This is a genomic window from Herbaspirillum sp. VT-16-41, from assembly GCF_001994935.1.
In the GTDB taxonomy this organism is placed as follows: Bacteria; Pseudomonadota; Gammaproteobacteria; order Burkholderiales; family Burkholderiaceae_D; genus Herbaspirillum; species Herbaspirillum frisingense.
This window is the reverse complement of record NZ_MUXB01000016.1, coordinates 85,026-108,209: the sequence shown is the minus strand read 5'-3', so window position 1 is coordinate 108,209 and position 23,184 is coordinate 85,026. Positions and strand designations below refer to the sequence as shown.

Here is a 23,184-nt window from a genome sequence, read left to right as displayed (position 1 = left end):
GTCGCTGCGTCATTGCCCCTGCGCAGCGGCTTCGTTGTAACGCAGCGTGCGTGGCTGGTAGGGCTGGCCGTTGATGCGCCGCAACTGGTGGAAGTGGGCACTGACGAAGCGCTCGCTGAGGATGTCGTGGCGGGCGTCGTAATAGACCGAATCCACACCCAGCAGGCCTAATACCGTGTGTTCCATCTGGTCGGTCTGGTAGGGGCGGTATTCGAGCTGGGCTTTTTCTTCCGGGCTCTTGCCGGTGAAGGAGCGGGTCCACGCCAGCATCGGGATCTCATAGCCGGTGGCATCGGCCACCGACTGGCCGGCGTGGTTGCGGGTGTGGCCGACCTCCTGCGCATGGTCGGAGCTGAAGAGCAGGCTGGCATTGTCTTCGCGCGCATCGTTCATGGTCAGCCTGAGCATGCTGCCGAGCACGTAGTCGTTGTAGGCGATGGCGTTGTCGTATTCGTTGCGCAATTGCCGTATCCAGGCCGAGCGGTCGGCGTTCTCCAGCCGTTCGGCCACGCTGTCGCGCAGGCTGTCGAAGCGGGCGTACTGGCTGGGATAGCGCATGTCGTAGGTGGGATGGGCGCCCAGCAGGTGCACCACGATCAGCTTCTTCGGGGCCGGGTCCTGCAAGGCGGCTTCCAGGGCCGGCAAGAGGTTGCCGTCGAAATTGTTTTCCCCGCGCCCGGCCCCCTTGTTGATGAAGACCTGATGATCGGCGCGTCGCGAGACCAGCCCCAGCCAGCCGTCATTGGGTGGCTGATTGGATAGCCAGTGGATACGGAAACCGGCCTCGCGCGCCAGCATCAGCACGTCCGGCTTGCGGTTCCAGGCCTGCGGGTCGTTCAGGTCGGCCGGGGTCAGCATCTTCATCAGCGAGGCCATGGTGGCAGGCTCAGAGGAGACCACGTCGCGGAACACGATCAGGTCCTTGCGCATGGCCTCCAGCGTGGGCGAGGTCGCACGCTCATAGCCATACAGCGACATGTTGGCGCGGTTGAGGCTCTCGCCGATCACCCACACCACGGTGTTGCGTTCGGGACCGTGGTAACGCACCTGCCACTCCGACTTTTGCGCCATGTTGCGCGCCACGTTCTCTTCCATGCTGGCGGCCTGGGCCATCTGGTCGCGGTAATCCAGATAACGGATGGGCCAGAACAGCAAGGGATTTTCCTTGGCCATGGTCGGGTTGAAATGCAGCGCGATGAAGATCGCCAGCAGACTGCCGACCCCCGCCACACCCCGCCAGCGCCAGACCGGGGCCGGCTGGCCCACCTCGCTGCGGCGCAGACGGCGCTCGGCCAGCCAGACAGCACCCCACGTCAGCCACAGCAGGCCGGCTGCCTCGGCCACGTCACGCCCGTTGTGGCGGAAGAACTCGCTGCTCTCGGCGGGGTTGGTATTGAAGATGGCCTGCAGCACCAGTACCGGATTGGGGCGCAGCCCGAAGTAGTCGCGCAGGAAGCCCTTGATGGCGGCATCCAGCAAGAACAGGCCGATGATGCCCAGGCTTGCCGCCGAGAACCAGCCGGGCCGACGCCGCAAAGCGGGCATCGCCAGGAACAGGCCGGCGATCCCCGGCAAGGCCGTGGCCATGAGCACGCTGCTCTTGGCCAGCTCGTTGGCGCTGATGCGACCCAGCGCCCAGAACACCGCCAGGCCAGCCAGGCCCAGCAACAGTCGTTTGAGCAGTTTGTTCAATGCTGTCTTTCCGCCGCCCAGTCGGCAATATGGCTGTCATCGGGAAATGGATTGCGGCACCGGCGCTCCCCTGCGCCGGTCACATCCTTCACGTTTCACACACGCAGTCTGCGCGATAGGACAAGCTCAGCGATAATTTGTTTCCAGGCCGCGAGGATAACATTGCATAGCAGGCACCCGCGTCCGGTGCAGATTTTCCAGCGACCTCCCCCTATCGAAAGGAACACCATGCGTCCCCTCCTCCATCGCCTCTGCGTCGCGCTCATCGGTCTGTCGGCCTGCGTGGCCGCCCTGTCGCCGGCCTCGGCCCAGGGCGTCTACGACGACTGGTCCTCGGTCAAGGCGCCGGCTGCGCCGGCACTGTCGCACATCACCGTAGACCCATCCACCACCGCCCTGCTGGTGCTGGACCTGGCGCGCCAGACCTGCCATCCCGATACCCGTCCGCGCTGCGTGGCCATGCTGCCACGGGTAGCCAAGATGCTGGCGCTGGCGCGGGAGAAGAAGATCACCGTGATCCACACCCTGGGGGGTGCCAGCACACCGGCCGATGTCTGGCCCGAGGCGGCCATGCAGGCGGGCGAGCCGCTGTTCAAGTCCGGCCCCGACAAGTTCCTCAATACCGACCTGGAAAAGACCTTGCGTGACAAGGGCATCAAGACCGTCATCTGCATCGGTGCCGCAGCCCATGGGGCGGTACTGCATACGGCCTCCAGCGCAGCGCTGCGTGGCTTCGACGTGGTGGTGCCGGTGGACCTGATGGCCTCCGACGCCCCCTATGCCGAGCAATATGCGGCCTGGCACCTGGTCAATGCGCCGCGCCTGGGCGAGCGCGTGAAACTGACCCAACTGAGCTGGATCAACTAGGCGAAAAAAATCCCGTCCGGCAGGGCCGTGACGGGATGGCAGCGTGACGGCCGCGCGGCCTATGCCGGCAGCAGCACGCGCTGGCCGTCGCGCAGGCGGAAACGTCCCACCAGGCCGGCCAGTTGATCGGTCTGGTCGCGCAGGGAGTGGGCTGCGGCAGCCGCCTCCTCCACCAGCGCGGCATTCTGCTGGGTGCCTTCATCCATCTGCGTGACGGCATGGTTGATCTCGTCGATGCCGCGACTCTGTTCCCGGCTGGCCACCGCGATCTCGTTCATCAGGGTCGCCACGCGGGCCACCGAATCGACGATCTCGTGCATGGTCTTGCCGGCCTGGTCGACCAGGTCCGCGCCGGTGGCTACCTGCTGCACCGATCCTTCGATCAGTTCCTTGATCTCGCGCGCTGCCGCGGCCGAGCGCTGCGCCAGGCTGCGCACCTCGGTGGCCACCACCGCGAAACCGCGTCCCTGTTCGCCGGCACGGGCCGCTTCCACGGCCGCATTGAGCGCCAGGATATTGGTCTGGAAGGCGATCCCGTCGATCACGCCGATGATGTCGGCGATGCGCGAGGAACCCAGGCGAATCTCGCTCATGGTCTGCACGACGCGGTCGACTACCGCGCCGCCCTCGCTGGCCAGACGTGAGGACGTTGCCACCAGCTCGTTGGCCTGATGCGCGTGGTCGGCGTTCTGGCGCACGGTGGAGGTCAGTTCCTCCATGGCGGAGGCGGTCTCTTCCAGACTGGAAGCCTGCGATTCGGTGCGCGATGAGAGGTCGGCATTGCCGCTGGCGATTTCGCCGGAGGCGGTATTGATGATGGCGATGCTGCGATGCACCTCGCCCACCATCGTGCCCAGGCTCTCGGTCATGTGGTTCAGCGCCAGCATCAGCTGGCCGGTCTCGTCACGGCCGTGCACCTTGACCTGACCGGTCAGGTCATTGTCGGCCACGCGACGTGCCAGTTGCAGGGCCTCGACCAGGGGTCCCGCCACCACCCGGGCGATGGTCACGGCCAGTATCAGGCCGATCAGGATGCCGGCGGCCAGCACGCCGATGATCCAGTTCTGCGATGTGTTGTAGACGCGGTCAGCCTCGGTGTTGGCGGCTTCCTTTTGCTCGATGTTGGCCAGGCGCAGGGTCGAGAACTGCTTTTCGATGGCGCGATAGGCCTTCAGCGAGTCACCCTTGGTCAGAGCCAGCGCCTCTTCCTTGTGATTGTCGTGGGACAGCGCGATGATCTTCTTGTGCTCGACGAGATAGGTGGCCAGGGTCTTGCTGAGCTGGTCGAATGTGCTGGCCTGCTCCGGGGTGAGGTCGAGCTTGCGGTATTGCTCTTCCAGGCTGGTGAATTCCTTGTAGCGGTCGGCCAGTGCCTTTTCCAGCGTCGCCATGGTTTCCTGGTTGCCCAGGATGTGCTGGAACTCGGTGGAGCGCACCCGCACCAGCGTGCGTTCCAGCATCAGGCTGATGCGTATGCTGGGCTCCCACTTGTGGGCGATTTCGGTAGCCGTGTCATTGACCTTGTCCATCTGATACAGCGAGAAGATGCCAAGCGCCGTCATCAGCCCCAGCACCGTGACGAAGGAGAGCAACAGCTTGGTTGCGATCTTCCTGTCCATGAACCATTTCATTGTGATATCCCTTTCCTGTCCAACCCCACCAATCGGTCACGGAGAAAATCCGAAGGCCTGAGAAGATTGGCTTTTCGATATTTCCTCTTGCGCAAAACAAAAGGACCCAGCCCGTGTCACGGACTGGGTCCTGGAGGGGCCGCCCGAGCGGCCGACCCTCCATGTCGGCAGACTCAGGCGAAGTCGAACAACTGCGCCGCTGTCTTGCCGGTGATGAGACGACGGTCCTGCTCATCGCTCACCAGATCCTCGAATCGCCGCCAGCTGTCGGCATAGTCGGTCATGCTCTCGTGCTGGGTATGCGGCCAGTCGCTGCCCCAGAGCAGGCGCTCCGGCCCCAGATGCTGGCGCAACAGCGGCCAGGCCTGACGCGCAAAATGCGCACCACCCTCACTGCCGCCATTGCGGTATTGCGCCGACAGCTTCACCCACACCAGGCGCGAAGCACCGGTGGAGAGCAGGTACCGGAAACCTGGATCGTCCACGCCCAGGGCCGGATCGACCCGGCCGAAATGATCCACCACGACCTTCATGCCCAGTTCCAGCAAGGGCTCCAGCACCTGCGGCAGGTCCACCGCCTCGCGATGGATCTCGACCTGCCAGCCCAGTTGCGCGATATGCCGCAGGGTGTCGCGCCAGGCGCCTTTGAAATCCGGCAGCGGTGCGCCTCCCACCAGGTTGAAACGCACGCCGACCACGCCCCCTTGCTGCAAGGCCAGCAGGGCTTGCTCGCCGAGATCGGGCTCGACCATGGCGATGCCGCGCAGACGATCCGGTGCGCGGGCGATGGCCTGCAGCATGTAGCTGTTGTCGCTGCCCAGGAAACTCGGCTGCACCAGCACGCCGTGACTCATGCCCTGGGCATCCAGCCGGGCCAGGTATTCGTCGACCGTGATGTCGTAGGCCGGGGTGTAGCGACGGCCATCAGCCATCGGCAGGCCACGCGCAAACACGTGCGCGTGGGTGTCGATGCGCAGGCCGGTGGTGCTGGCCGCTTTGCTCATGCTGCCGTTTCCATGCTGCGGCCCTTGGTTTCAGGGAGCATCAGCACGGCCACAACCACCAGCGAATAGGCGATGGCGGCATCGATGCCGATGGCCTGGCCCAGCGGCATCGAGTCACTCATGTGACCTACCAGCACCGGGAAGCCGGCCGAGGCCACGCGACCGAAGTTGTAGCAGAAACCCACCCCGGTGCCGCGGATGCCGCTCGGATACAGTTCGTTGAACAGCGCACCCAGGCTGGCCGGAATACCGGCTGCAAAGAAGCCCAACGGGAAACCGCAGACCAGCATCTGCGTGTCGGTCAGCGGCAGGAAGATGTAGCACAGCACGGTCAGCACGCAGCAGATGGCAAACGAAGCCACGGTACGACGGCGACCGATGCGGTCGAGCAATTGCGAACTGGCGATGCAACCACACCAGAAGGCGACGATGATGACCGCCAGATAGCCCCCGGTGGAGAGCACCGACAGGTGCTTCTCGGTCTTGAGGTAGGTCGGCAGCCAGGTCATCAGCGCGTAGTAACCACCATGGGCGCCCACCCCCAGCAGGCTGCCGATAATGGTCAGGCGCAGCACGTCGGGGCGGAAGATACCCAGCAGGGTGCTGGCTGCAGGCTTGCCGTCAGCGGCCTTGCGGCCGGCCAGGAAGGCATCGGTTTCCGGCACCGAGCGGCGCACGTACACCACCAGCAGTGCCGGCAACAGACCGATGACGAACATCACGCGCCAGGCCATTTCCTGCGGCAGCAGCGAGAACAGCACCGAGAACAGCAACACCGCGCCGCCCCAGCCGACGGCCCAGGCGCTTTGCACCGTGCCCATGGCCTTGCCGCGATGTTCGGCGCGGATGGTCTCGGCCATCAGCACGGCACCGGCCGCCCATTCGCCGCCGAAGCCAAAACCTTGCAAGGCCTTCAACACCAGCAGTTGCGGATAGCTCTGGGCAAAGGCGCTCAGGAAGGTGAACAGCGAGAACCAGATGATGGTGATCTGCAGTGTCTTGACGCGGCCGTAACGGTCCGACAGGGCGCCGGCAAACCAGCCGCCGATGGCCGAGGCCACCAGCGTGGCGCCGCTGATCAGGCCGGCATCGGCCTTGCTGAGGGAAAAGGCCGCGATCAGCGCCGGAATGGCCAGGCTGAACATCTGCACGTCCAGCGCATCCAGCGCCCATCCGCTGAAGCAGGCCCAGAAGGTCTTGCGTTCCTTGGCAGTCACCTGCCGATACCATGAAAACATTGTCTCGTCCTCTAAGCTGAAGGCGCGCAACCGGTGCGATCCCCTCCCGGCAATGGCTGGGGAGGGATGAACGGAAGCGCGAAGCTGATTGAATTATCTCGTTGATTACTCATATAGACATATATATGAGTTGGCGTAAGATAACACAGGCAAATGGCCTCAACAATCCTCATCCGCTCGTGGTGCAATCTCTCCTGGCAGGCCGCATCGGGTAGCTGTCATGGGATGCAGGCATGATCTGCGTGATGCGGCCACAAGACAATGCCGGCGGCACTGTACCTGCCAGGGCTGGGCTGCACTGTTCACCCCGCCGTTGTGGGCAAGCCGCGCCACGGGTAGACTGAGCCCCTTTCATCCATGCAAGGCCAGTTCCACCATGCCTGACCAGTCCGTCGATGGGCGCCTGCCGCTTTATCTCCAGTTGCGCGACCTGTTGGCCGCGCAGATCCGCGCCCAGAAGTGGCAACCGGGTCAAGCCATTCCGTCGGAAGCGGAGCTCAGCCAGACCCATCAGATGGCAGTGGGTACGGTGCGCCGCGCCATCGAAACGCTCATCGCCGAAGGGCTGGTGGAGCGTACGCATGGCCGGGGGACCTTCGTGCGCAAGGCGCGCTTCGACAATTCCCTGTTCCGGTTCTTCCGTTTCGAATCCGCCGAGGGGCAACCGCTGGCGCCCAGGAGCGTCATCGTCGGCCGCAAGATCATCGAGGCACCACGTCAGGTGGCCGAGGCCCTGCACCTCAAGCCCCATGCCCGGGTGATCGAACTGCTGCGCCTGCGCACGGTGGACGATCAACCGGTGCTGGCCGAGAACATCTATCTCTGCGCCCAGCGGTTCAAGGCCCTGGCCGACAAGGCGCCGGAAGATTTCGGCGACCTGCTCTATCCGCTGTATGAACGTGAATGCGGCCTGATCGTGGCCTCGGCCCGCGAGACCCTGACAGTGGAAACGGTGACGGCGGCGCAGGCGCGCCTGCTGGGCTTGAAGGAAAAGACGCCGGTAGTGGTGATCGAACGCATCGCCTTCGGTTCGGACGGAACACCGCTGGAGTGGCGGCAGTCCAGGGGGGCGGCGAGCAAGTTCAGGTATAGCGCGGAGATTCGCTAGCGGCAGCTGCCGGGACGCTACTTGCGTCGACCCTGGGTCAGCCGGGCGGCCCCTGGTTCCCGGATTTCCAGTATATGGGGCGGGCGCGCTACATCGTTCGTCCCGGCCCTTACCTCGGCCAGCAAATCCGGATGCTTGCGCAGCAGGCGCAGCAACAATACCAACGCGCGTGGCGGCTTGATCTTCCCGGCCTCGTAACGGTTGAAGGCATTGATGCCGCCGCCGAACAGCAGGCTGGCTTCGCGCTGGCCCAACTGCAGGAGCTCGCGTGCCTCGATGATCTCGGCAGGATCGATGAGGCCGGCATTGACCTCCTTGTTGAAGGCCAGTGCCTCGGAAGAGACTCTTTCTTCCTCCGCAGGCAGGGGCAGGCATTCACCGCAGAGCGGGCAATAGTCACCTGTCACGCCCCCGATAAGGGTGGTCTCGCCCTTATAGGTATAGGGCAAGTCTCGGGTGGCGCGGACCATCTCGGCACCGCCGCAACTGGGACACTTCATCTCATCTCTCCTTGAACGATACGATCAATACGTCATCCAGCACGGTCAGCTTGATGTACAGCACGCCATGACGGGTCAGCGGGCAGTACACGTCATGCCAGATCCGGTGATCCAGGTGGCTGGTCATGCTCTTGTAGAAATCACTGCTCTTGAGCGCTGCCACCACTGCGGTCATCTCCGATTCGTCCATGCCCAGTGCTGCGGCGCCCAGGATGGCCGTCGCAGTTTTGCGGATTCGCCCCTGGGCGAGCAGTGAATGGATTTGATACAGCTTGCGGTGAGGCGTGTGCTTTTCCATGTGCATGGTAACCATCCTGGTTACGCAAACCAAGGTGATATGGGCAAAAATTGTTCGAGAAAACTGCGCAACAAGGTCGGATACGACTGATGTATGCAGCCGGAGAGGTGGAGCGAAGGAGGGAGTGTGGTGCGACTTGTGCGGATTTCAGACAGATGGTTTGAAATCCTGAGGAGATCTCGTTTACTATCGTCACTCAGCCCGTCACTTCCCGCACCATGAATCTGAAGCGATCCATCACCCGCAAGTCCACTGCCCTCCCGGCGGCAGGCCTGCGCGCGTGCGGGCTGAATACCAAAAAACGGCATCTCCGCTGACGGGGATGTCACGTCCCGTCCGGCGGATCGCCTGGCGGGACTGGATCGCAGCAGTATTTCCCCTTTCAGACCTCGCCCGGCAGCGCCGGCGGAACGGCTTTCTTCAACCGTTCTTCCAGAGGTACTCATGCAAAACAGTTTTACCGGACTCCAGATAGCCGGCGCCTTTCCCGCCACCGCCGACAATGCGCTGCAGCTCTACGCCGACGCGCAGTACGCCAGCCCCTACGCCATGTCGGTCTTCGTGGCCCTGCGCGAGAAGCAGTTGCCCTTCACGTTGCAGACCGTGGATCTCGACGCCGCCGCCAACCTGGCACCGGCCTATGCCGAGCTGTCGCTGACGGCGCGCGTGCCGACGCTGCTGCACGGCACGCTGGCGCTATCGGAGTCCTCCGCCATCACCGAATACCTGGATGAGGTCTTCGCCGGCCCGCGGCTCTATCCGCAAGATCCCGTGCAGCGCGCACGGGCGCGACAGGTGCAGGCCTGGCTGCGTAGCGACCTGATGCCGATTCGTGAAGAGCGCAATACGCAGGTGCTGTTCTATGGCGCCAAGAAGGCGCCGCTGACGGCGGCGGGCCAGGCGGCGGCGTCGCGCCTGTTCCGCTTTGCCGAGAGCCTGTTGGCGCCGGGTGCGTCCAGTCTGTTCGATGGATGGAGCATTGCCGATACCGACCTGGCGCTGATGCTCAACCGGCTGGCCCTGCACGGTGACCCGGTGCCAGAGGCCCTGCTCCGTTACGCGCAGGTCCAGTGGCAACGGCCGGCCGTGCAGGAATGGGTAGTGTTGCAGCGTCCGCCATTGGCAAGTTGATCCGGGCTTGCGGGTCTCATGACCCATGAAAAAGGGGCGGCGCCTCTCGACGCCGCCCCTGTCCCACTCTCGCCTGCGATACCGTCAGGCCAGCGCCTGCGCGCGCGGACGGGCCAACGCAAACACCACCGCCACGGCGACCAGATCGAACACCGCCAGCAGCACAAACAGCGGGCCATAGCCGATCTGCGTGACCAGGATGCCAAACAGCAGGGTGAACAAGGTCGCCCCCAGGTAACCGCTCATGCCGGTCAAGCCAGTGGCGGTCGCCACCTGGTTGCGGGTGAAGACGTCGGAAGTGATCGAATACAGCGCACCCGACAGCGTCTGGTGGGCGAAACCACCAATGGACAGCAGCGCGATAGCCACATAGGGACTATCCACGAAGCCCACGCAGGCCGGCCCGATCATGGCCAGGCTTCCCACCAGCATGACCAGCTTGCGCGAGGTGAACAGTGACACATTGAGATGCTTGTGGAAGAACGGGCTCAGGTAGCCACCCAGCACGCAACCGATGTCGGCGGCCAGGAAGGGCAACCAGGCGAACATGGCGATTTCCTTGATGTTCATGTGGCGCTCGGTCGCCATGTACAGCGGAATCCAGGCATTGAAGGTCTGCCAGGCCGGCTCCGACAGGAAGCGCGGAACGGCGATCGACCAGAAGTTGCGGCTGCGCACGATGAGCGTCCAGCTCTCGCGCTGCACCTTCTCGGGCGATTGTTCCTGGCCGTCCAGGATGTAGGCACGTTCTTCCGGCGACAGCAGCTTCTGATCCCGCGGGTTCTTGTAGAACAGCATCCACAGCACGAACCAGATCACCCCCAGCACGCCCACCACCACGAAGGACATCCGCCATCCGCCGTGCAGGATGGTCCACACCACCAGGGGCGGCGCACACAGGGCGCCGATGGAGGGACCGATGTTGAACCAGCCGATGGCCACCGAGCGCTCCTTGGCCGGGAACCACTCGGTGGAAGCCTTCACCCCGCCCGGGATGCCAGCCGCCTCGGTCACGCCCAGCAGCGCCCGGAAAAAGGCCAGGCTCTGCCAGCCGGTGGCCATGGCAGCGGCGGCGCACACCAGCGACCAGGCCAGCGCGAAGATGCCGAAACCGATCTTGGTCCCTACCGCATCAAGGATGTAGCCCGCCACCGGCTGCATGAGGGCATAGCAGATCTGCCACGACACCACGATGTAGGAATACTGCTGGGTGCTCATGTCCAGCTCTTTCATCATGGTCGGTGCGGCCACCGACAAGGTATTGCGGGCCAGGTAATTGACGATCAGGGCCAGGGTCACCAGGGTGACCATGTACCAGCGGATTCCTCTTACGTACTTCATGGCGTCTCCAAAAGGATTTTTATTCAAATGGGCAGTACTGCAGCGGGCCGTCCCTGCTGCGCGCGTCGCCGGACAGGCCGGACGACGGTGGATGACGCGCAGGGATACAATCCCGGCCGTCCTGAGGACGGCCGGAGGCTTGAGAGGGCTAGGCAGGTCTTGGTTTCATACCGGTCTCCACACTGGCTGCTGTTGTCTTTTTTATGGCTGCAATTATACGATGTCGTATAAGTAAGAGCGTAATTAGTCCGACTAATTTCGAATGCAGGTGGACAACTTTAATGATCGACGTCCATGAAGTCAACCGGATTCGCGCCATCTGGCAGCCTGGAAGCGCTTTTTAATGCGGTTTTCGGCTCGGTTGCACGAATTGCAACAGCTTTTGGCCGCGCTGGCTTGCGCAGCCAGGGCGAGTCCTTCATAGTGTCCGGAGAAGAACTCAACGGCAGCAGTCATCGTACATGTCAGAATCCCGCACACCGCCGCCCCCTGCCCCAACGCCAGCGCCCGGCCAGCTCAGCCGCTCAGAAGATATCTGCAAGCAGATCATCGCCGCCATCCTGCGCGGCGAACTGGGCGAGAACCGCCGCCTGCCGACCGAGGTGGAACTGGCACAGCGCTACCAGGCCTCCCGCACCACGGTGCGCGAGGCGCTGTCGCGGCTGCGTTCGGAGGGCATCGTGGTATCGCGCCGCGGCTCCGGCAACTATGTGCAGCGCCTGCCGTCCCTGCAAAACAGCGTACCGGCGCAGATCGCCAGCATCCATGACATGGAGCGCTACTACGCCTTTCGGGAATGCGTGGAAGTGGGCGCGGCCGGCATCGCCGCCCTGGCGCGTCAGGAAGACGACGTGCGCCTGATGCACGCCTGCCTGCAAGCTCTGCGCAGTGCGCAACTGAAGGGCCAGACCGGGGTCGAGGAAGACCTGGCGCTGCACATGGCCATCGCCCGCGCCAGCCGCAACCCCTTCTTCATCTCAACCATCGAGCATGCGCTGGGACCGATACGCCAGTGCATGGAGCTGGCCCGGAATCTGGGCTCGCCCCAGGACAGTGTGCGCATCCAGACCATCGACGACGAGCACCAGGCCATTGTCCAGGCCATCGCCGAGGGTTCGCGCGAGCGGGCCGAAGCGGCCATGCGCGGACATATCGGCCTGGCGCGGCTGCGCATCTTCGAGGGCGGCTGATCGACGCCAGGTATCGCCAAAAGCGAGCCAAGAAAAACAAAAGGACCGGAATTGTCCCGGTCCTTTTGTTCAGGCAAACCTGACGCGTCCTATGCCCGCCCTCGCCTACTGCGGATTCTGGATCGCCTGCGGCAGGTCGCGGCCGTGGTATTTCTTGTAGATGGCATTGAGCTTGCCGTTCTTCTGGTTGGTCCGCACCCAGTTGTCGATCCACTCCTTCAGGCGCGGCTGGTTCTTGTTCATGGCGATGCCCAGGTCGAAGGCCTTTTGCTCGAATTTCATTTCCAGGTTCTTGCCCGCTGCCTTCTTCTGCATCTCCTGCAGGTTGGACGGCGTGCTGGAGAACAGGTCGATCTGACCGGTCACCATCGAGGTGATCAGGGTGGCGTCGTCTTCATAGCGCACCACCTCGGCGCCTTTGGCGTTCTGCGTGGTCAGGGTGTCATTGGGCGTGGCGCGGGTCACGCCGACGCGCTTGCCGTCGAGGCCGGCGTAATCCTTGACGGCCATGCTGGCGGGACCACCGATGATGAGACTGATGACCGCATAGGGCACCGAGAAATCAATGACCTTCTGCCGCTCCGGCGTGATCGACAGCGAGCCCACCACGATGTCGGCGCGATTGGCCTGCAGGGTCGGCACGCGGGCGGCATTGGTGACGCCGGCCAGCTCAAGCTGCACGCCGAGGTCCTGTGCCAGCAGGCGCGCGGCGTCGACATCGGAACCGGCCAGTTGCAGCTTGTCGTCGGTGAAACCGAACAAGGGTGTGCTGATGGTGGTGGCAATGCGGATCTTGCCGGACTTGCGGATATCGTCGAGCTGGTCGGCCAGTGCGCTCTGGGTGGCCAGGCCGAGCAGGATGACGGCTATGGCGGTGCGGGTCCAGCGGTGGAAGGATGGCAGGGGCATGTTGAGTCTCCGTTATAGATATGGGTGAAGCAGCAAGGGACGCCGTTGGGCTACAGGTCGGCAGCCAGGAAAGCCTTCAGTTCGGGGGTATGGGGATGGTCCAGCATCTCGCCGGGGCCGACTTCCCAGACCCGGCCCTGATGCATGTAGATGATGCGGTCGGCCACGCGCTTGGCGAAGTTCATCTCGTGCGTCACCAGCAGCATGGTCATGCCGTTGGCGGCCAGGTCTTCCATCACGCGCAGCACTTCACCGGTCAGTTGCGGGTCCAGCGCCGAGGTCACCTCGTCGAACAGCATCACCTTGGGCGACATCGCCAGCGAGCGCGCAATGGCCACACGCTGTTGCTGACCACCAGAGAGTTGCTCGGGATAGGCTACGGCCTTTTCGTCCAGCCCGACCTGGGCCAGCGCCGCCAGCGCCACCCGTCGCGCCTCGGCCTTGTCCTGCTGCTTGACGTGGCGCAGGGCCAGCATCACGTTCTCCAGCACGTTCAGGTGGGGGAACAGGTTGTAGCTCTGGAAGACGATGCCCACCTCGCGGCGCAGGCGATGCAGGTCCACCTGCGGATCATCGACGCGGATGCCGGCCACCTCGATGCTGCCGGAGTCGATGGTCTCCAGCCGGTCGATGCAGCGCAGCGCCGTGCTCTTGCCCGAGCCGGAGGCACCGATGATGGCGATCATTTCGCCGCGCGCCACCTCGAAGGACACCCCCTTCAGGACCTGGTTGTCGCCGAAGCTCTTATAGACCTGATCGAGCCTGACGATGACGGGCTGCACCACCTGGGCGGGCGCCACGGGACGCAGGTGCGTCACCGTCTCCGGATTAACGATTGCCGACATTGAGTTTTCTCTCCATGGATGCGCTCCAGCGCGATAAGGGATAGCAGAGCAGGAAATAGAAGGTTCCGACCAGCACGAATACCAGGAAGGGCTGGAAGATCGAGTTGTTGATGATCTGCCCGGCATGCGTGAGCTCGACGAAACCGATCACCGAGGCCAGCGAGGTCATCTTGATCAGCTGCACCAGGAAGCCGATGGTCGGTGGCAGCGACAAACGAACCGCCTGCGGGATGATGACCAGGCGCAGCGTCTGCCAGCGCGTCAGAGAGAGGCATTCGGAAGCCTCCCACTGCGGCCGTGGCATGGCCTCCACGCAACCGCGCCAGATGTCGCCCAGATAGGCGCTGGCATAGATCATCATGGCGATGCTGGCCGCCACCAGCGCCGGCAGCACCAGGCCGTAGACCGACAAGCCAAAGTAGACGATGAACAGCAGGATCAGCAGGGGAATGCCCTGTATGCACTCAATGAAGAGCAAGGCGGGGCGCCGCAGCCAGGCCCGAGGCGAGATGCGCGCCAGCATCAAGAGGAAACCGCCGACACCGCCCAGCACGAAGGCCAGCGCCGAGAGCACCAGGGTCCAGCCGATGGACTGCACCAGATAAAAGAAGTAGGTCCAGGTAAAGCCGCCCATCATGAGACCCTCCCACCGGTGCGGGCGCGCAGGCGTACGGCCGCATGCACGTAGGGTGTGTGGACCAGTGGCGCCGTGCCGGGCGGATCGTTCACCGGGCTACGCCGGCCCTGGGCCGCGGCGCGACGCAGGGTGCGGCGACGCTTGAAGATGGTCTCGCCCACGGCATAGGCGATCAGCTTGACCAGCACTGCCAGCACCAGATACAGCAGCGCCACCACGATATAGGTCTCCAGCGAACGGAAGGTATCGGACTGCACGGTATTGGCGATGGCCGTCAACTCTTCCGCCGAGATCTGCGAGGCCATCGCCGAGGCCTGCATCATCAGTAGGAACTGGCTGGTCAGTGCCGGATAGACGCGCTCGATGGCCGGCTGCAGCATCACGTGCCAGCGGATGCGCCAGGTCGACAGGCCCAGGCATTGCGCCGCCTCGATCTGGCCACGCGGCACGGAATCGATGCCGGCGCGGATGATCTCGGCCGCATAGGCGGCGATGTTGACCACCATCGCCAGGGTGGCCGCCGCGAAGGTCGGCATGCGCACGCCCAGGCTGGCCAGGCCGAAGTACAAGAGGAATATCTGTACCAGGAAGGGCGTATTGCGCACCACCTCGATATAGGCGCTGCACAGCTGGGCGAGGATGCGATTGCGGCTGTTCTTGGCGAACGCGACGAAGATGCCCACGCTCACTCCGGCGATGACGGCCACGCTGGTCATCCTTAACGTCAGCCAGGCGCCGCGCAGGAATACCGGCCAATAGGGGGCGAGGGGCGAGAAATCCAGAGAAAAGTTCATGGCTGCCGGTCCATCAAGGTGGAAGGAAACCGGACATCGGTGCGACGCGTGCGCGATCCTGCTGCGTGCGGGCGGCCCGGTGTACCGGGTGCTGCCTTGCTGCGATTCAGGTCAAGCTGCTGCTCAAACGCTTACATGCGGGATGGGCCGGCGCGCACTGGGGCGACGCGCTGCACATCGAGTGCTTTCAGGTCTGGCGGGTGAAGGACTTCACGCCGCCGGGGAGGTACTACGCTACTGCGATGACTGGGTACTGCCTTGCTATCGGGACCGGACAGAGAAACCTGGCCTGCCGCTCAGCCGACCAGGGGATCGAACGGACCGGCGGCCGTGAAGGCACCACCCTGCAGGGTCGCCACCGGATCATCCGGGGCCGGCTGCGGCTGGGCTTCCACCTTGGCACGAAAGATCTCGGAACTGTCCTTGGGCGCATAGCCCAGATGGGCTGCGTAACGGTTGTCCCACCAGGTGTGCGCATTGGCCGACATGCCATAGACCACGGTATGACCAACGTTCGGGGTGAACAGCGAGCGGCGCAAAAGCTGCTCGAAATCGTCCATGCTCATCCAGCTGGCCAGCATGCGGCGATTGGTCGCCTCGGGGAAGATCGAACCGATGCGGATGCTCACCGTCTCCACGCCATAGCGGTCGAAGTAGAACTGCGCCATGTCTTCGCCATAGGACTTGGACAGCCCGTAATAACCGTCGGGACGACGCAAATCATGCGCATCGATGCGCTGGTCCTGACGATAGAAACCGGTGACGTGATTGGAACTGGCGAAGATGACCCGCTTGACGCCATGGCGGCGTGCCGCTTCATAGATGTGGAAGACACCCTTGATGTTGGCTTCCAAGATTTCCTCGAAGGGCCGTTCCACCGACACCCCGCCCAGGTGGATGATGGCCTCGCAGCCGGCCACCATGGCATCGACTGCAACACGGTCGGCCAGGTCGCACCCCAGTACCTGCTCGTGGGGCGCTGCCGGGCCGGCCGCCTCCATGGCGCTGGCGAGATCGGCCAGTCGTACGCTGTCGGCAAAGGATGCCAGGCGCGGGCGCAACTGCTTGCCCACGCCACCGGCCGCGCCGGTCAGCAACAGGCGGGAAAAGCGTGCGGTCTGCCACGCATCGCGATCGGAATCTGCGCTCATGCGGGCTGTCTCCTGATGGTTGCTCATCGTTGTTGTTGTGGAATCGGGTTCAACGGCGACATCGCGGACAAGATGCCATCGTTGCAAACGATCTTGTACGTTGTCGTATCACTTGCGGATTATTCCCGCCGGGCGAGGCCTTGTCAAATGGATTTATATGGCGAACAAGGCGCGTCAAAAGCGCGACAGTGTAGGCAATTCTCACGGGAAAATCACACGATATATCCTCTATCTCTCAACAAAACAACGTTAACTCGCATCAAATGAGATAAACGTACGATCGTATCCGAAAGTCCTTGGAGCTGGGAATTACTCTCATCTAAAATCTTTTCCACCGGGAAAGTGAACCTGCAACGCGCCCTCCCCAACGGCCATCGCGGCAGGCAATCCTGCTCCTCCTTCTTCCGCTGCCCCCACAGCCGGACTCCACGTACAAGAAAAGTCACAATCCCATGAATCATCTGAGCAAGCTCAAGATCGGGACCCAGCTGCGTCTCGGCTTCGGCATCGTCATCGCATTGATGCTGGTGCTGATCGCCATCGCGCTGGTCCGCATGCAGTCCATCTCCGGCGCGATGCGCTACCAGAACCAGGTCACCGCCAGCAAGCTGGAGCCGCTGTACATCGCCCGCGAGGCACTGGACCAGACCGGCATCGCTGCCCGCAACGCCTATATCTTCCGCGATGATGCCGACGCCACCCGCGAACTGACCCTGCTGGATGAGCAAAAGGCCATCTATCTGGCAGCGCTGCGCCAGCTGGACGCGGTCATGGCGGGCAATGCCCAGTTCGAGAAGGCCAAAAGCGGCCTCCTCAGCATGGCCGACGAACTGAAGCGGCCGCGCCGCTATCGCGAGAGCGGCCAGATGGAAGCCTATGGCCAGTTCCTCGTGAAGGAATGCAGCCCGCTGCGGCGCCAGATCGTCAGCGACATCGACACCCTGCTCAAGACCGTGCAACGTGAAAACCAGCAGGCCAGTGATGCCGCCGAAGCCCTGTTCGACAGCTCGCTGCGCCTGATCGTGGTGTGTGCCGCGATCATCCTCGCAGTCTCGATCGTCACGGCCTGGCAGATCCGTCGCAGCCTGCTGGGCCAGCTGGGTGGCGAACCACGCTACGCGGTGGAAATCGCCGGGCGCATCGCCGACGGCGAACTGGCCACGCCCGTCCATACCGAACCGGGTGACCGCTCCAGCCTGATCCATGAAATCCGCATCATGCGCGACAAGCTGGCCTCGCTGGTCCAGCAGGTCCGCAGCGGGACCCACACCATCGCCAGCGCCTCGACTGAAATCGCCATGGGCAACCAGAACCTGTCGGAACGCACCGAACAACAGGCCGATACCCTGGAAAAGACGGTGATCGCCATGGATGAACTGAGCCAGGCGGTGCGCCGTAATGCCGACAATGCGCAGCAGGCCGAGACGCTGGCCGCCTCGGCCTCGGAGATCGCCAGCCAGGGTGGCGCGGTGGTCCAGCAGGTGGTCGAGACCATGGGCGTGATCGATGCCTCCTCGCGCAAGATCGTGGACATCATCAGCGTGATCGATGGCATCGCCTTCCAGACCAATATCCTGGCGCTCAATGCCGCCGTCGAAGCGGCGCGTGCCGGTGAACAGGGACGCGGTTTCGCGGTCGTGGCCTCGGAGGTCCGGTCGCTGGCGCAACGCTCGGCCGCCGCCGCCCGCGAGATCAAGCACCTCATCGACAGTTCGGTGGCCAGCGTGGCCGACGGCAGTCGCCTGGTGCAGCATGCCGGCGGCACCATGCAGGAAGTGGTCACCAGCGTGCAGCGTGTCACCGCCGTGGTGGCCGAGATCAGCGCCGCAGGTCGCCAGCAGGCCGAAGGCATCCAGGCGATGCAGCACGCCATCGCGCGTCTGGATGAAAACACCCAGCAGAACGCCGCGCTGGTCGAACAAGCCGCAGCAGCCTCGCAATCGATGAGCCAGCAGGCCGACCATCTGAACCACCTGGTGGATGCCTTCAAGCTCAGTGCAGCGCAGATGGAAGGTCAGCCGGCGCGGGAGGATGGAGAACACCGCACCATCGATATCACGCCCGCGCGCGCCAGCCTCGGTCTGCGCTGATCCAGGAAGAAATGGAAATACAAACGCCGCGACCCGGTAACAGGTCGCGGCGTTTCATCTTGTGAGGCGGCCAATGCAATCAGGAAGGCGCACCCTTGTCCGCAGCCGAGGCCGAAGCCGACGCGGGCTGGGTCTGCTGGGTCTGCTCGTACCAGCCACCGCCCAGCACCTTGTAGAGCGTGATGCGATTGCTCTGCTCGGTCAGCCGCAGCGAGATCAGGGTCTGCTGCGCCGAATAGAGCGTACGCTGTGCCACCAGCGTCGTGAGGTAGCTGTCGATGCCGTTCCTGTAGCGCGCCTCGGACAGGCGGAATGCCTTGTCGCTGGCGGCGGTCGCCTTGCCCTGGGCATCCAGTTGCTGATCCAGCGTGGCGCGCACGGCCAGCGCATCAGCCACTTCACGGAAGGCGGTCTGGATGGCCTTCTCGTAATTGGCCACGTCGATGTTGCGCGTGATCTTGGCCGCATCCAGGCTGGCGCGCAGGCTGCCGGCATTGAAGATGGGCAGGTTGATGGACGGGACGAAGCTCCAGCTGCCGCTGCCCGCCTTGAACAAGCCCCCCAGCGTACGACTGGCAGTACCGCCATCGGCGGTAAGTGAAATGCTGGGGAAGAAGGCCGCACGCGCCGCCCCGATATCGGCATTGGCGGACTTGAGCGTATGCTCGGCCGCCAGCACGTCCGGACGACGCAACAGCACTGCCGAGGGCAGGCCGGACGGGGTGGAGGGCAGCACGCTGGCGGTTTCCGGCAGGCCGCTGGGCAACAGCGTCGCATCGACATCCGTGCCCACCAGCAGACGCAAGGCATTGAGATCCTGCGCCACCTGGCTGGTATAGCTGGCCACGTCGGCGCGGGCGCTTTCCACGGTGGCTTCCTGGCTGGCCAGGTCGACCCCGGAGACGGTGCCGATCTCGTGACTGCGCTGGCTCAGTTCGAAGGTACGTGACTGGCTGGCATAGGTGTCCTGCGCCAGCTTCAGGCGCTCGCGATCGGAGGCCAGCGTGAGCCAGGCCGTGGCGACCTCGGCCACCAGGCTGATGTGGGTGCTGCGGCGGGTCTCGACCTGGTACTGATAGGTCTCCAGCGCGGCATCGGAGAGGTTCTTCAGGCGCCCGAAGAAATCCAGCTCGTAGGCGCTGATGCCCACGGTAACGCTCTGCTGGCGCGTCACCGTGGCGCGGCCACTGGTGGATAACTCGGACGGCGTGCGGCTGGCGCTGCTGGTGCCGGTGGCGGAGATGGCCGGATAGCGGTCGGCATCGGCAATGCGATATTCGGCACGCGCCTTCTCGATGTTCAAGGCAGCCACGCGCAAGTCGCGGTTGTTCTCCAGCGCGGCGGCGATCACCTGCTGCAGGCGCGGGTCGATGAAGAACTCACGCCAGCCCAACTGGTCGGCATCGATCTCGCCGGCAGCGCGCGAACCACTGGTGACCAAGGGCTTGCCATCGACCTGTTGCGACCAGCTGGCCGGAACCGGCGCGGCCGGTTGCGCATAGTCTGGCGCGAGGTTGGCGCAGCCGGCCAGGGCAGCGCTCAGGGCCAGCGCCAGGACGGTGCGCAGGTGTTTGTTGTGGATCATCGGGCGCATCATCACAGGCCCTCCTTTGGCATGGCGTGATCGTCATCCCGGCGCGGTCTGGCCGCGGCGCGGCGGTCCAGCCAGGTGCCGATCAGGTAATAGAACAAGGGCACGAAGAAGATGCCCAGCATGGTGGCCGACAACATCCCGCCCAGCACACCGGTACCGATGGCACGGCGGCTGGCCGAGCCGGCACCGCTGGCCAGGGCCAGTGGCAGCACGCCGAACATGAAGGCCAGCGAGGTCATCAGGATCGGCCGCAGGCGCAGCTGCACCGCCTCCAGCGTGGCATCGCGCAGGCTCTTCCCGGACTCGTGCAACTGCTTGGCGAATTCCACGATCAGGATCGCGTTCTTGGCCGACAGGCCCACCGTGGTCAGCAGGCCGACCTGGAAATACACGTCATTGGACATGCCGAAGACACCGGTGAGCAGCACGGTACCCACAATCCCCAGCGGCACCGCGAGGATCACCGCGAAGGGAACCGACCAGCTCTCGTAGAGCGCTGCCAGGCAGAGGAACACGAAGAGGATGGAAATCGCATACAGCATTGGTGCCTGGTTGCCCGAGAGCCGCTCCTGGTAGGACGAACCAGTCCACTCGAAACCGATGCCCGCCGGCAGTTGCGCCACCAGCTTTTCCACCTCCGCCATGGCGGTCCCCGAACTCACCCCGGCCGCCGGTTCACCGACGATCTCGAAGGAAGACACGCCGTTGTAGCGCTCCAGCAGCGACGGTCCATAGGTCCATTGGCTGCTCATGAAGGCCGAGAACGGCACCATCTGGCTGGCCGAGTTGCGCACATACCAGCGGTTGAGGTCATCGGCCTGCATGCGGAACGGCGCATCGCCCTGCACATAGACCTTCTTGACCCGGCCATTGCTGAGGAAGTCGTTGACGTAGGTACCGCCCATGGCGGTGGCCAGGGTGGCATTGATATCGGCGGTCGCAATCGACAGCGCATCAGCCTTGCGGTCATCGATGGCCACGCGCAGCTGCGGCGTATCGTCCAGGCCGGTGGTGCGCACGTTGGCCAACAGCGCATTGCTGCGCGCCAGCTGCAGGAACTGGTCGCGTGCCTTCAACAGGGCATCGTGACCCACACCACCGACGTCCTTCAGTTCGAGGTCGAAGCCGGAACTCTGACCCAGGCCACGCACCGCCGGCGGGTTCATCAGGAACACCCGCGCGCCACGGATCTTGGACAGGTCCGCATTGGCACGACGCACCAGAGCCGAGGCCGACTGGTCAGCCCCCGTGCGCGCATCCCAGGGCTTGAGGCGGATGAAGGCCCGCGCACCGTTCTGGCTATTGCCGCCCACGCCGGCACCGACGATGGCCAGCACCGAATCGACCGACTCCGGCTTGTTCATGAAGTATTCCTGCACGGTCTTGACCACGGTGGCGGTCTGCTCGGCCGTGGCGCCGGTAGGCAGCTGGATCTGCGCCATCAGCACGCCCTGGTCCTCTTCCGGCAGGAAGGATGTCGGCAGGCGCATGAACAGGATCGCCATGGCCGCCGCGATCAGGGCATACATCAGCAGGCCGCGCTTGCCACGCTGCAGCAGGCCGGCCACGCCACCCTGGTAGCGCGTGGCACTGCGATCGAAGGTGCGGTTGAACCAGGTGAAGAAACGGCCCTGCTGCACATGGCCGGCGGCATGGGGCTTCAACAGTGTGGCGCACAGCGCCGGGGTCAGGGTCAGCGCCACCATCACCGACAGCGCCATGGCCGAGACGATGGTGATGGAGAACTGGCGATAGATCACGCCGGTGGAGCCACCGAAGAAGGCCATCGGAATGAACACCGCCGACAGCACCATGGCAATGCCCACCAGCGCGCCGGTGATCTCCTGCATGGACTTGCGGGTAGCCTCACGGGGACTGAGTTTTTCCTCGCTCATCAGGCGTTCGACGTTCTCGACCACCACGATGGCATCATCCACCAGCAGGCCGATGGCCAGCACCAGGCCGAACATGGTCAGCGTGTTGATCGAATAGCCGAACATGGCGAGGATGCCGAAGGTCCCCAGCAGCACCACCGGCACCGTGATGGCCGGGATGAAGGTAGCCCGCAGGTTCTGCAGGAACAGGTACATGATCAGCACCACCAGCACGATGGCTTCGATCAGGGTCTTGACCACCTCTTCCAGGGACACCCTCACAAACGGCGTGGTGTCATAGGCGACATTGGTCTTGAGCTTCATGGAGGCCGGGAAGTACGGCTCCAGCTCGGCCATCTTCTGCTTGACCGCATCGGCCGTGGCCAGCGCATTGGCGCCGGTGGCCAGCTGGATGGCCAGCGCCGAGGACGGCTTGCCGTTCTGCTGCGAGGCCACCTGGTAGCTCTCGCCACCGAGCTCCACCCGCGCCACGTCGGAAAGCTTGACCAGCGAACCATCGGCCGACGACTTGACGATGATGTTGCGGAATTCATCGGGCGTGGTCAGCTTGCTGCGCGCGGTGATGGTGGCATTGATCTGCTGGCCGGGCCGGGCCGGCAGCGCACCGATCTCGCCGGCGGAGACTTCGGTGTTCTGGGCTTCCAGGGCGCTGGTGACGTCGGACGGCATCAGCGCATATTTCTGCAGCTTGGCGGGATCGATCCAGATGCGCATCGCATAGTTGGTACCGAAGGCGGTGACGTCACCCACACCCTCGACCCGGCTGATCTGGTCGGTCAGGGTGCTGCTGATGAAGTCGCCGATATCGATGCTGGTGATGCGCGGATCATCCGAGGTCAGCGACAACACCATCAGGATGTCGGTGGAGGCCTTGGTGACGGTCACACCATTGTTCTGCACCGCCTGCGGCAGCCGCGCCGTGACCTGCTGCAGCTTGTTCTGCACCTGCATCTGCGCCACGTCCGGATTGGTGCCGGCAGTGAAGGTGAGCGAGACCGTGGCGCTGCCGGCCGAGCTGGAGCTGGCCGACATGTATTGCAGGTTGTCCAGGCCCTTCATCTGCTGCTCGATGACCTGGGTCACCGAGTCCTCCAGGGTCTTGGCCGAGGCACCGGTATAGGTGGCCTTGATGTTGACCTTGGGCGGAGCGATGTCGGGATACTGCTCCAGCGACAAGGAACGGATGGCCATCAGGCCACCCAGCATGATGATGATGGCGATGACCCACGCGAAGATGGGCCGGTCGATGAAGAAACGTGCCATGTGCGC

Annotated in this window: 19 protein-coding genes; 5 read left to right on the top strand and 14 right to left on the bottom strand. The window is 63.9% G+C overall.

Annotation, left to right across the window (positions count from 1 at the left end; translation table 11 throughout):
- Nucleotides 1-9 precede the first annotated feature (9 nt).
- Nucleotides 10-1,692, bottom strand: a complete 1,683-nt coding sequence (locus BTM36_RS00975) for a phosphoethanolamine transferase (RefSeq protein WP_077234880.1) — start codon at nucleotides 1,690-1,692, stop codon at nucleotides 10-12.
- 228 nt (nucleotides 1,693-1,920) lie between these two features.
- Between BTM36_RS00975 and BTM36_RS00970 the strand changes: the two genes are divergently transcribed.
- Nucleotides 1,921-2,559 (top strand): cysteine hydrolase family protein, encoded by a 639-nt coding sequence (locus BTM36_RS00970; RefSeq protein WP_077234879.1) that lies wholly within the window; start codon nucleotides 1,921-1,923, stop codon nucleotides 2,557-2,559.
- Between the two features lie 59 nt (nucleotides 2,560-2,618).
- On the opposite strand, the gene BTM36_RS00965 is transcribed toward BTM36_RS00970, so the two are convergent.
- The 3 genes from BTM36_RS00965 to BTM36_RS00955 form a co-directional block, all read right to left on the bottom strand.
- On the bottom strand, nucleotides 2,619-4,190 hold the full coding sequence (locus BTM36_RS00965; protein ID WP_077234878.1) for a methyl-accepting chemotaxis protein: 1,572 nt from the start codon (nucleotides 4,188-4,190) through the stop codon (nucleotides 2,619-2,621).
- 173 nt (nucleotides 4,191-4,363) lie between these two features.
- A complete protein-coding gene (locus BTM36_RS00960) occupies nucleotides 4,364-5,194 on the bottom strand; it encodes an amidohydrolase (RefSeq protein WP_077234877.1) in 831 nt (276 codons plus the stop codon).
- Nucleotides 5,191-6,432 (bottom strand): MFS transporter, encoded by a 1,242-nt coding sequence (locus tag BTM36_RS00955; protein WP_077234876.1) that lies wholly within the window; start codon nucleotides 6,430-6,432, stop codon nucleotides 5,191-5,193. The genes BTM36_RS00960 and BTM36_RS00955 overlap by 4 nt, the downstream gene beginning before the upstream one ends.
- A 376-nt stretch (nucleotides 6,433-6,808) precedes the next feature.
- Between BTM36_RS00955 and BTM36_RS00950 the strand changes: the two genes are divergently transcribed.
- Complete coding sequence (locus BTM36_RS00950) at nucleotides 6,809-7,540, top strand: GntR family transcriptional regulator (RefSeq protein ID WP_077234875.1); 732 nt, start codon at nucleotides 6,809-6,811, stop codon at nucleotides 7,538-7,540.
- A gap of 17 nt (nucleotides 7,541-7,557) precedes the next feature.
- Here BTM36_RS00950 and BTM36_RS00945 read toward each other — a convergent pair whose 3' ends face one another.
- Nucleotides 7,558-8,040 carry a type II TA system antitoxin MqsA family protein gene (locus tag BTM36_RS00945; protein ID WP_077234874.1) on the bottom strand — a complete coding sequence of 161 codons (483 nt, stop codon included), beginning with the start codon at nucleotides 8,038-8,040 and terminating at the stop codon, nucleotides 7,558-7,560.
- A gap of 1 nt (nucleotide 8,041) precedes the next feature.
- Nucleotides 8,042-8,338: a type II toxin-antitoxin system MqsR family toxin gene (locus BTM36_RS00940; protein WP_077234935.1), complete on the bottom strand. Its 297-nt coding sequence runs from the start codon at nucleotides 8,336-8,338 to the stop codon at nucleotides 8,042-8,044.
- A 444-nt stretch (nucleotides 8,339-8,782) separates the two neighbouring features.
- On the opposite strand from BTM36_RS00940, the gene yfcF reads away from it, so the two are divergent.
- Complete coding sequence (gene yfcF, locus BTM36_RS00935) at nucleotides 8,783-9,469, top strand: glutathione transferase (RefSeq protein WP_168189722.1); 687 nt, start codon at nucleotides 8,783-8,785, stop codon at nucleotides 9,467-9,469.
- A gap of 84 nt (nucleotides 9,470-9,553) precedes the next feature.
- On the opposite strand, the gene BTM36_RS00930 is transcribed toward yfcF, so the two are convergent.
- Nucleotides 9,554-10,810, bottom strand: coding sequence for an MFS transporter (locus tag BTM36_RS00930; protein WP_077234873.1), 1,257 nt, complete (start codon nucleotides 10,808-10,810; stop codon nucleotides 9,554-9,556).
- A 461-nt stretch (nucleotides 10,811-11,271) separates the two neighbouring features.
- On the opposite strand from BTM36_RS00930, the gene BTM36_RS00925 reads away from it, so the two are divergent.
- The gene (locus BTM36_RS00925) at nucleotides 11,272-12,000 is read left to right on the top strand and encodes a FadR/GntR family transcriptional regulator (protein WP_077234872.1); all 729 of its coding nucleotides are present in this window, start codon (nucleotides 11,272-11,274) and stop codon (nucleotides 11,998-12,000) included.
- A 105-nt stretch (nucleotides 12,001-12,105) separates the two neighbouring features.
- On the opposite strand, the gene BTM36_RS00920 is transcribed toward BTM36_RS00925, so the two are convergent.
- The 5 genes from BTM36_RS00920 to BTM36_RS00900 all read right to left on the bottom strand — a co-directional run bounded on the left by BTM36_RS00920 (nucleotide 12,106) and on the right by BTM36_RS00900 (nucleotide 16,336).
- Complete coding sequence (locus BTM36_RS00920) at nucleotides 12,106-12,909, bottom strand: transporter substrate-binding domain-containing protein (protein WP_077234871.1); 804 nt, start codon at nucleotides 12,907-12,909, stop codon at nucleotides 12,106-12,108.
- A 50-nt stretch (nucleotides 12,910-12,959) separates the two neighbouring features.
- Entirely contained in the window at nucleotides 12,960-13,754 is a 795-nt protein-coding gene (locus tag BTM36_RS00915; protein WP_077234870.1) for an amino acid ABC transporter ATP-binding protein, read from the bottom strand.
- Nucleotides 13,738-14,391 carry an amino acid ABC transporter permease gene (locus BTM36_RS00910; RefSeq protein ID WP_006461182.1) on the bottom strand — a complete coding sequence of 218 codons (654 nt, stop codon included), beginning with the start codon at nucleotides 14,389-14,391 and terminating at the stop codon, nucleotides 13,738-13,740. Before BTM36_RS00910 ends, BTM36_RS00915 begins: the two co-directional genes overlap by 17 nt.
- Nucleotides 14,388-15,185, bottom strand: coding sequence for an amino acid ABC transporter permease (locus tag BTM36_RS00905; protein ID WP_077234869.1), 798 nt, complete (start codon nucleotides 15,183-15,185; stop codon nucleotides 14,388-14,390). The genes BTM36_RS00910 and BTM36_RS00905 overlap by 4 nt, the downstream gene beginning before the upstream one ends.
- A gap of 296 nt (nucleotides 15,186-15,481) precedes the next feature.
- Entirely contained in the window at nucleotides 15,482-16,336 is an 855-nt protein-coding gene (locus BTM36_RS00900) for an NAD(P)-dependent oxidoreductase (RefSeq protein ID WP_006461180.1), read from the bottom strand.
- Nucleotides 16,337-16,788: 452 nt separating this feature from the next.
- Between BTM36_RS00900 and BTM36_RS00895 the strand changes: the two genes are divergently transcribed.
- The gene (locus BTM36_RS00895) at nucleotides 16,789-18,426 is read left to right on the top strand and encodes a methyl-accepting chemotaxis protein (protein WP_077234868.1); all 1,638 of its coding nucleotides are present in this window, start codon (nucleotides 16,789-16,791) and stop codon (nucleotides 18,424-18,426) included.
- Nucleotides 18,427-18,505: 79 nt separating this feature from the next.
- Here the strand turns inward: BTM36_RS00895 and BTM36_RS00890 are convergent, their stop codons facing one another.
- The gene (locus BTM36_RS00890) at nucleotides 18,506-20,023 is read right to left on the bottom strand and encodes an efflux transporter outer membrane subunit (protein ID WP_077234867.1); all 1,518 of its coding nucleotides are present in this window, start codon (nucleotides 20,021-20,023) and stop codon (nucleotides 18,506-18,508) included.
- Nucleotides 20,023-23,178, bottom strand: a complete 3,156-nt coding sequence (locus BTM36_RS00885; RefSeq protein ID WP_077234866.1) for an efflux RND transporter permease subunit — start codon at nucleotides 23,176-23,178, stop codon at nucleotides 20,023-20,025. Before BTM36_RS00885 ends, BTM36_RS00890 begins: the two co-directional genes overlap by 1 nt.
- Nucleotides 23,179-23,184 lie beyond the last annotated feature (6 nt).

Excerpts from the sequence above, each read along its gene's own strand:
- BTM36_RS00940 (WP_077234935.1), bottom strand. The coding sequence starts at position 8,338 with ATGGAAAAGCACACGCCTCACCGCAAGCTGTATCAAATCCATTCACTG.
- BTM36_RS00900 (WP_006461180.1), bottom strand. The coding sequence starts at position 16,336 with ATGAGCGCAGATTCCGATCGCGATGCGTGGCAGACCGCACGCTTTTCC.
- BTM36_RS00945 (WP_077234874.1), bottom strand. The coding sequence starts at position 8,040 with ATGAAGTGTCCCAGTTGCGGCGGTGCCGAGATGGTCCGCGCCACCCGA.
- BTM36_RS00960 (WP_077234877.1), bottom strand. The coding sequence starts at position 5,194 with ATGAGCAAAGCGGCCAGCACCACCGGCCTGCGCATCGACACCCACGCG.
- BTM36_RS00920 (WP_077234871.1), bottom strand. The coding sequence starts at position 12,909 with ATGCCCCTGCCATCCTTCCACCGCTGGACCCGCACCGCCATAGCCGTC.
- BTM36_RS00970 (WP_077234879.1), top strand. The coding sequence starts at position 1,921 with ATGCGTCCCCTCCTCCATCGCCTCTGCGTCGCGCTCATCGGTCTGTCG.
- yfcF (WP_168189722.1), top strand. The coding sequence starts at position 8,783 with ATGCAAAACAGTTTTACCGGACTCCAGATAGCCGGCGCCTTTCCCGCC.
- BTM36_RS00925 (WP_077234872.1), top strand. The coding sequence starts at position 11,272 with ATGTCAGAATCCCGCACACCGCCGCCCCCTGCCCCAACGCCAGCGCCC.
- BTM36_RS00890 (WP_077234867.1), bottom strand. The coding sequence starts at position 20,023 with ATGATGCGCCCGATGATCCACAACAAACACCTGCGCACCGTCCTGGCG.
- BTM36_RS00895 (WP_077234868.1), top strand. The coding sequence starts at position 16,789 with ATGAATCATCTGAGCAAGCTCAAGATCGGGACCCAGCTGCGTCTCGGC.
- BTM36_RS00955 (WP_077234876.1), bottom strand. The coding sequence starts at position 6,432 with ATGTTTTCATGGTATCGGCAGGTGACTGCCAAGGAACGCAAGACCTTC.
- BTM36_RS00950 (WP_077234875.1), top strand. The coding sequence starts at position 6,809 with ATGCCTGACCAGTCCGTCGATGGGCGCCTGCCGCTTTATCTCCAGTTG.
- BTM36_RS00905 (WP_077234869.1), bottom strand. The coding sequence starts at position 15,185 with ATGAACTTTTCTCTGGATTTCTCGCCCCTCGCCCCCTATTGGCCGGTA.
- BTM36_RS00885 (WP_077234866.1), bottom strand. The coding sequence starts at position 23,178 with ATGGCACGTTTCTTCATCGACCGGCCCATCTTCGCGTGGGTCATCGCC.
- BTM36_RS00930 (WP_077234873.1), bottom strand. The coding sequence starts at position 10,810 with ATGAAGTACGTAAGAGGAATCCGCTGGTACATGGTCACCCTGGTGACC.
- BTM36_RS00965 (WP_077234878.1), bottom strand. The coding sequence starts at position 4,190 with ATGAAATGGTTCATGGACAGGAAGATCGCAACCAAGCTGTTGCTCTCC.
- BTM36_RS00915 (WP_077234870.1), bottom strand. The coding sequence starts at position 13,754 with ATGTCGGCAATCGTTAATCCGGAGACGGTGACGCACCTGCGTCCCGTG.
- BTM36_RS00910 (WP_006461182.1), bottom strand. The coding sequence starts at position 14,391 with ATGATGGGCGGCTTTACCTGGACCTACTTCTTTTATCTGGTGCAGTCC.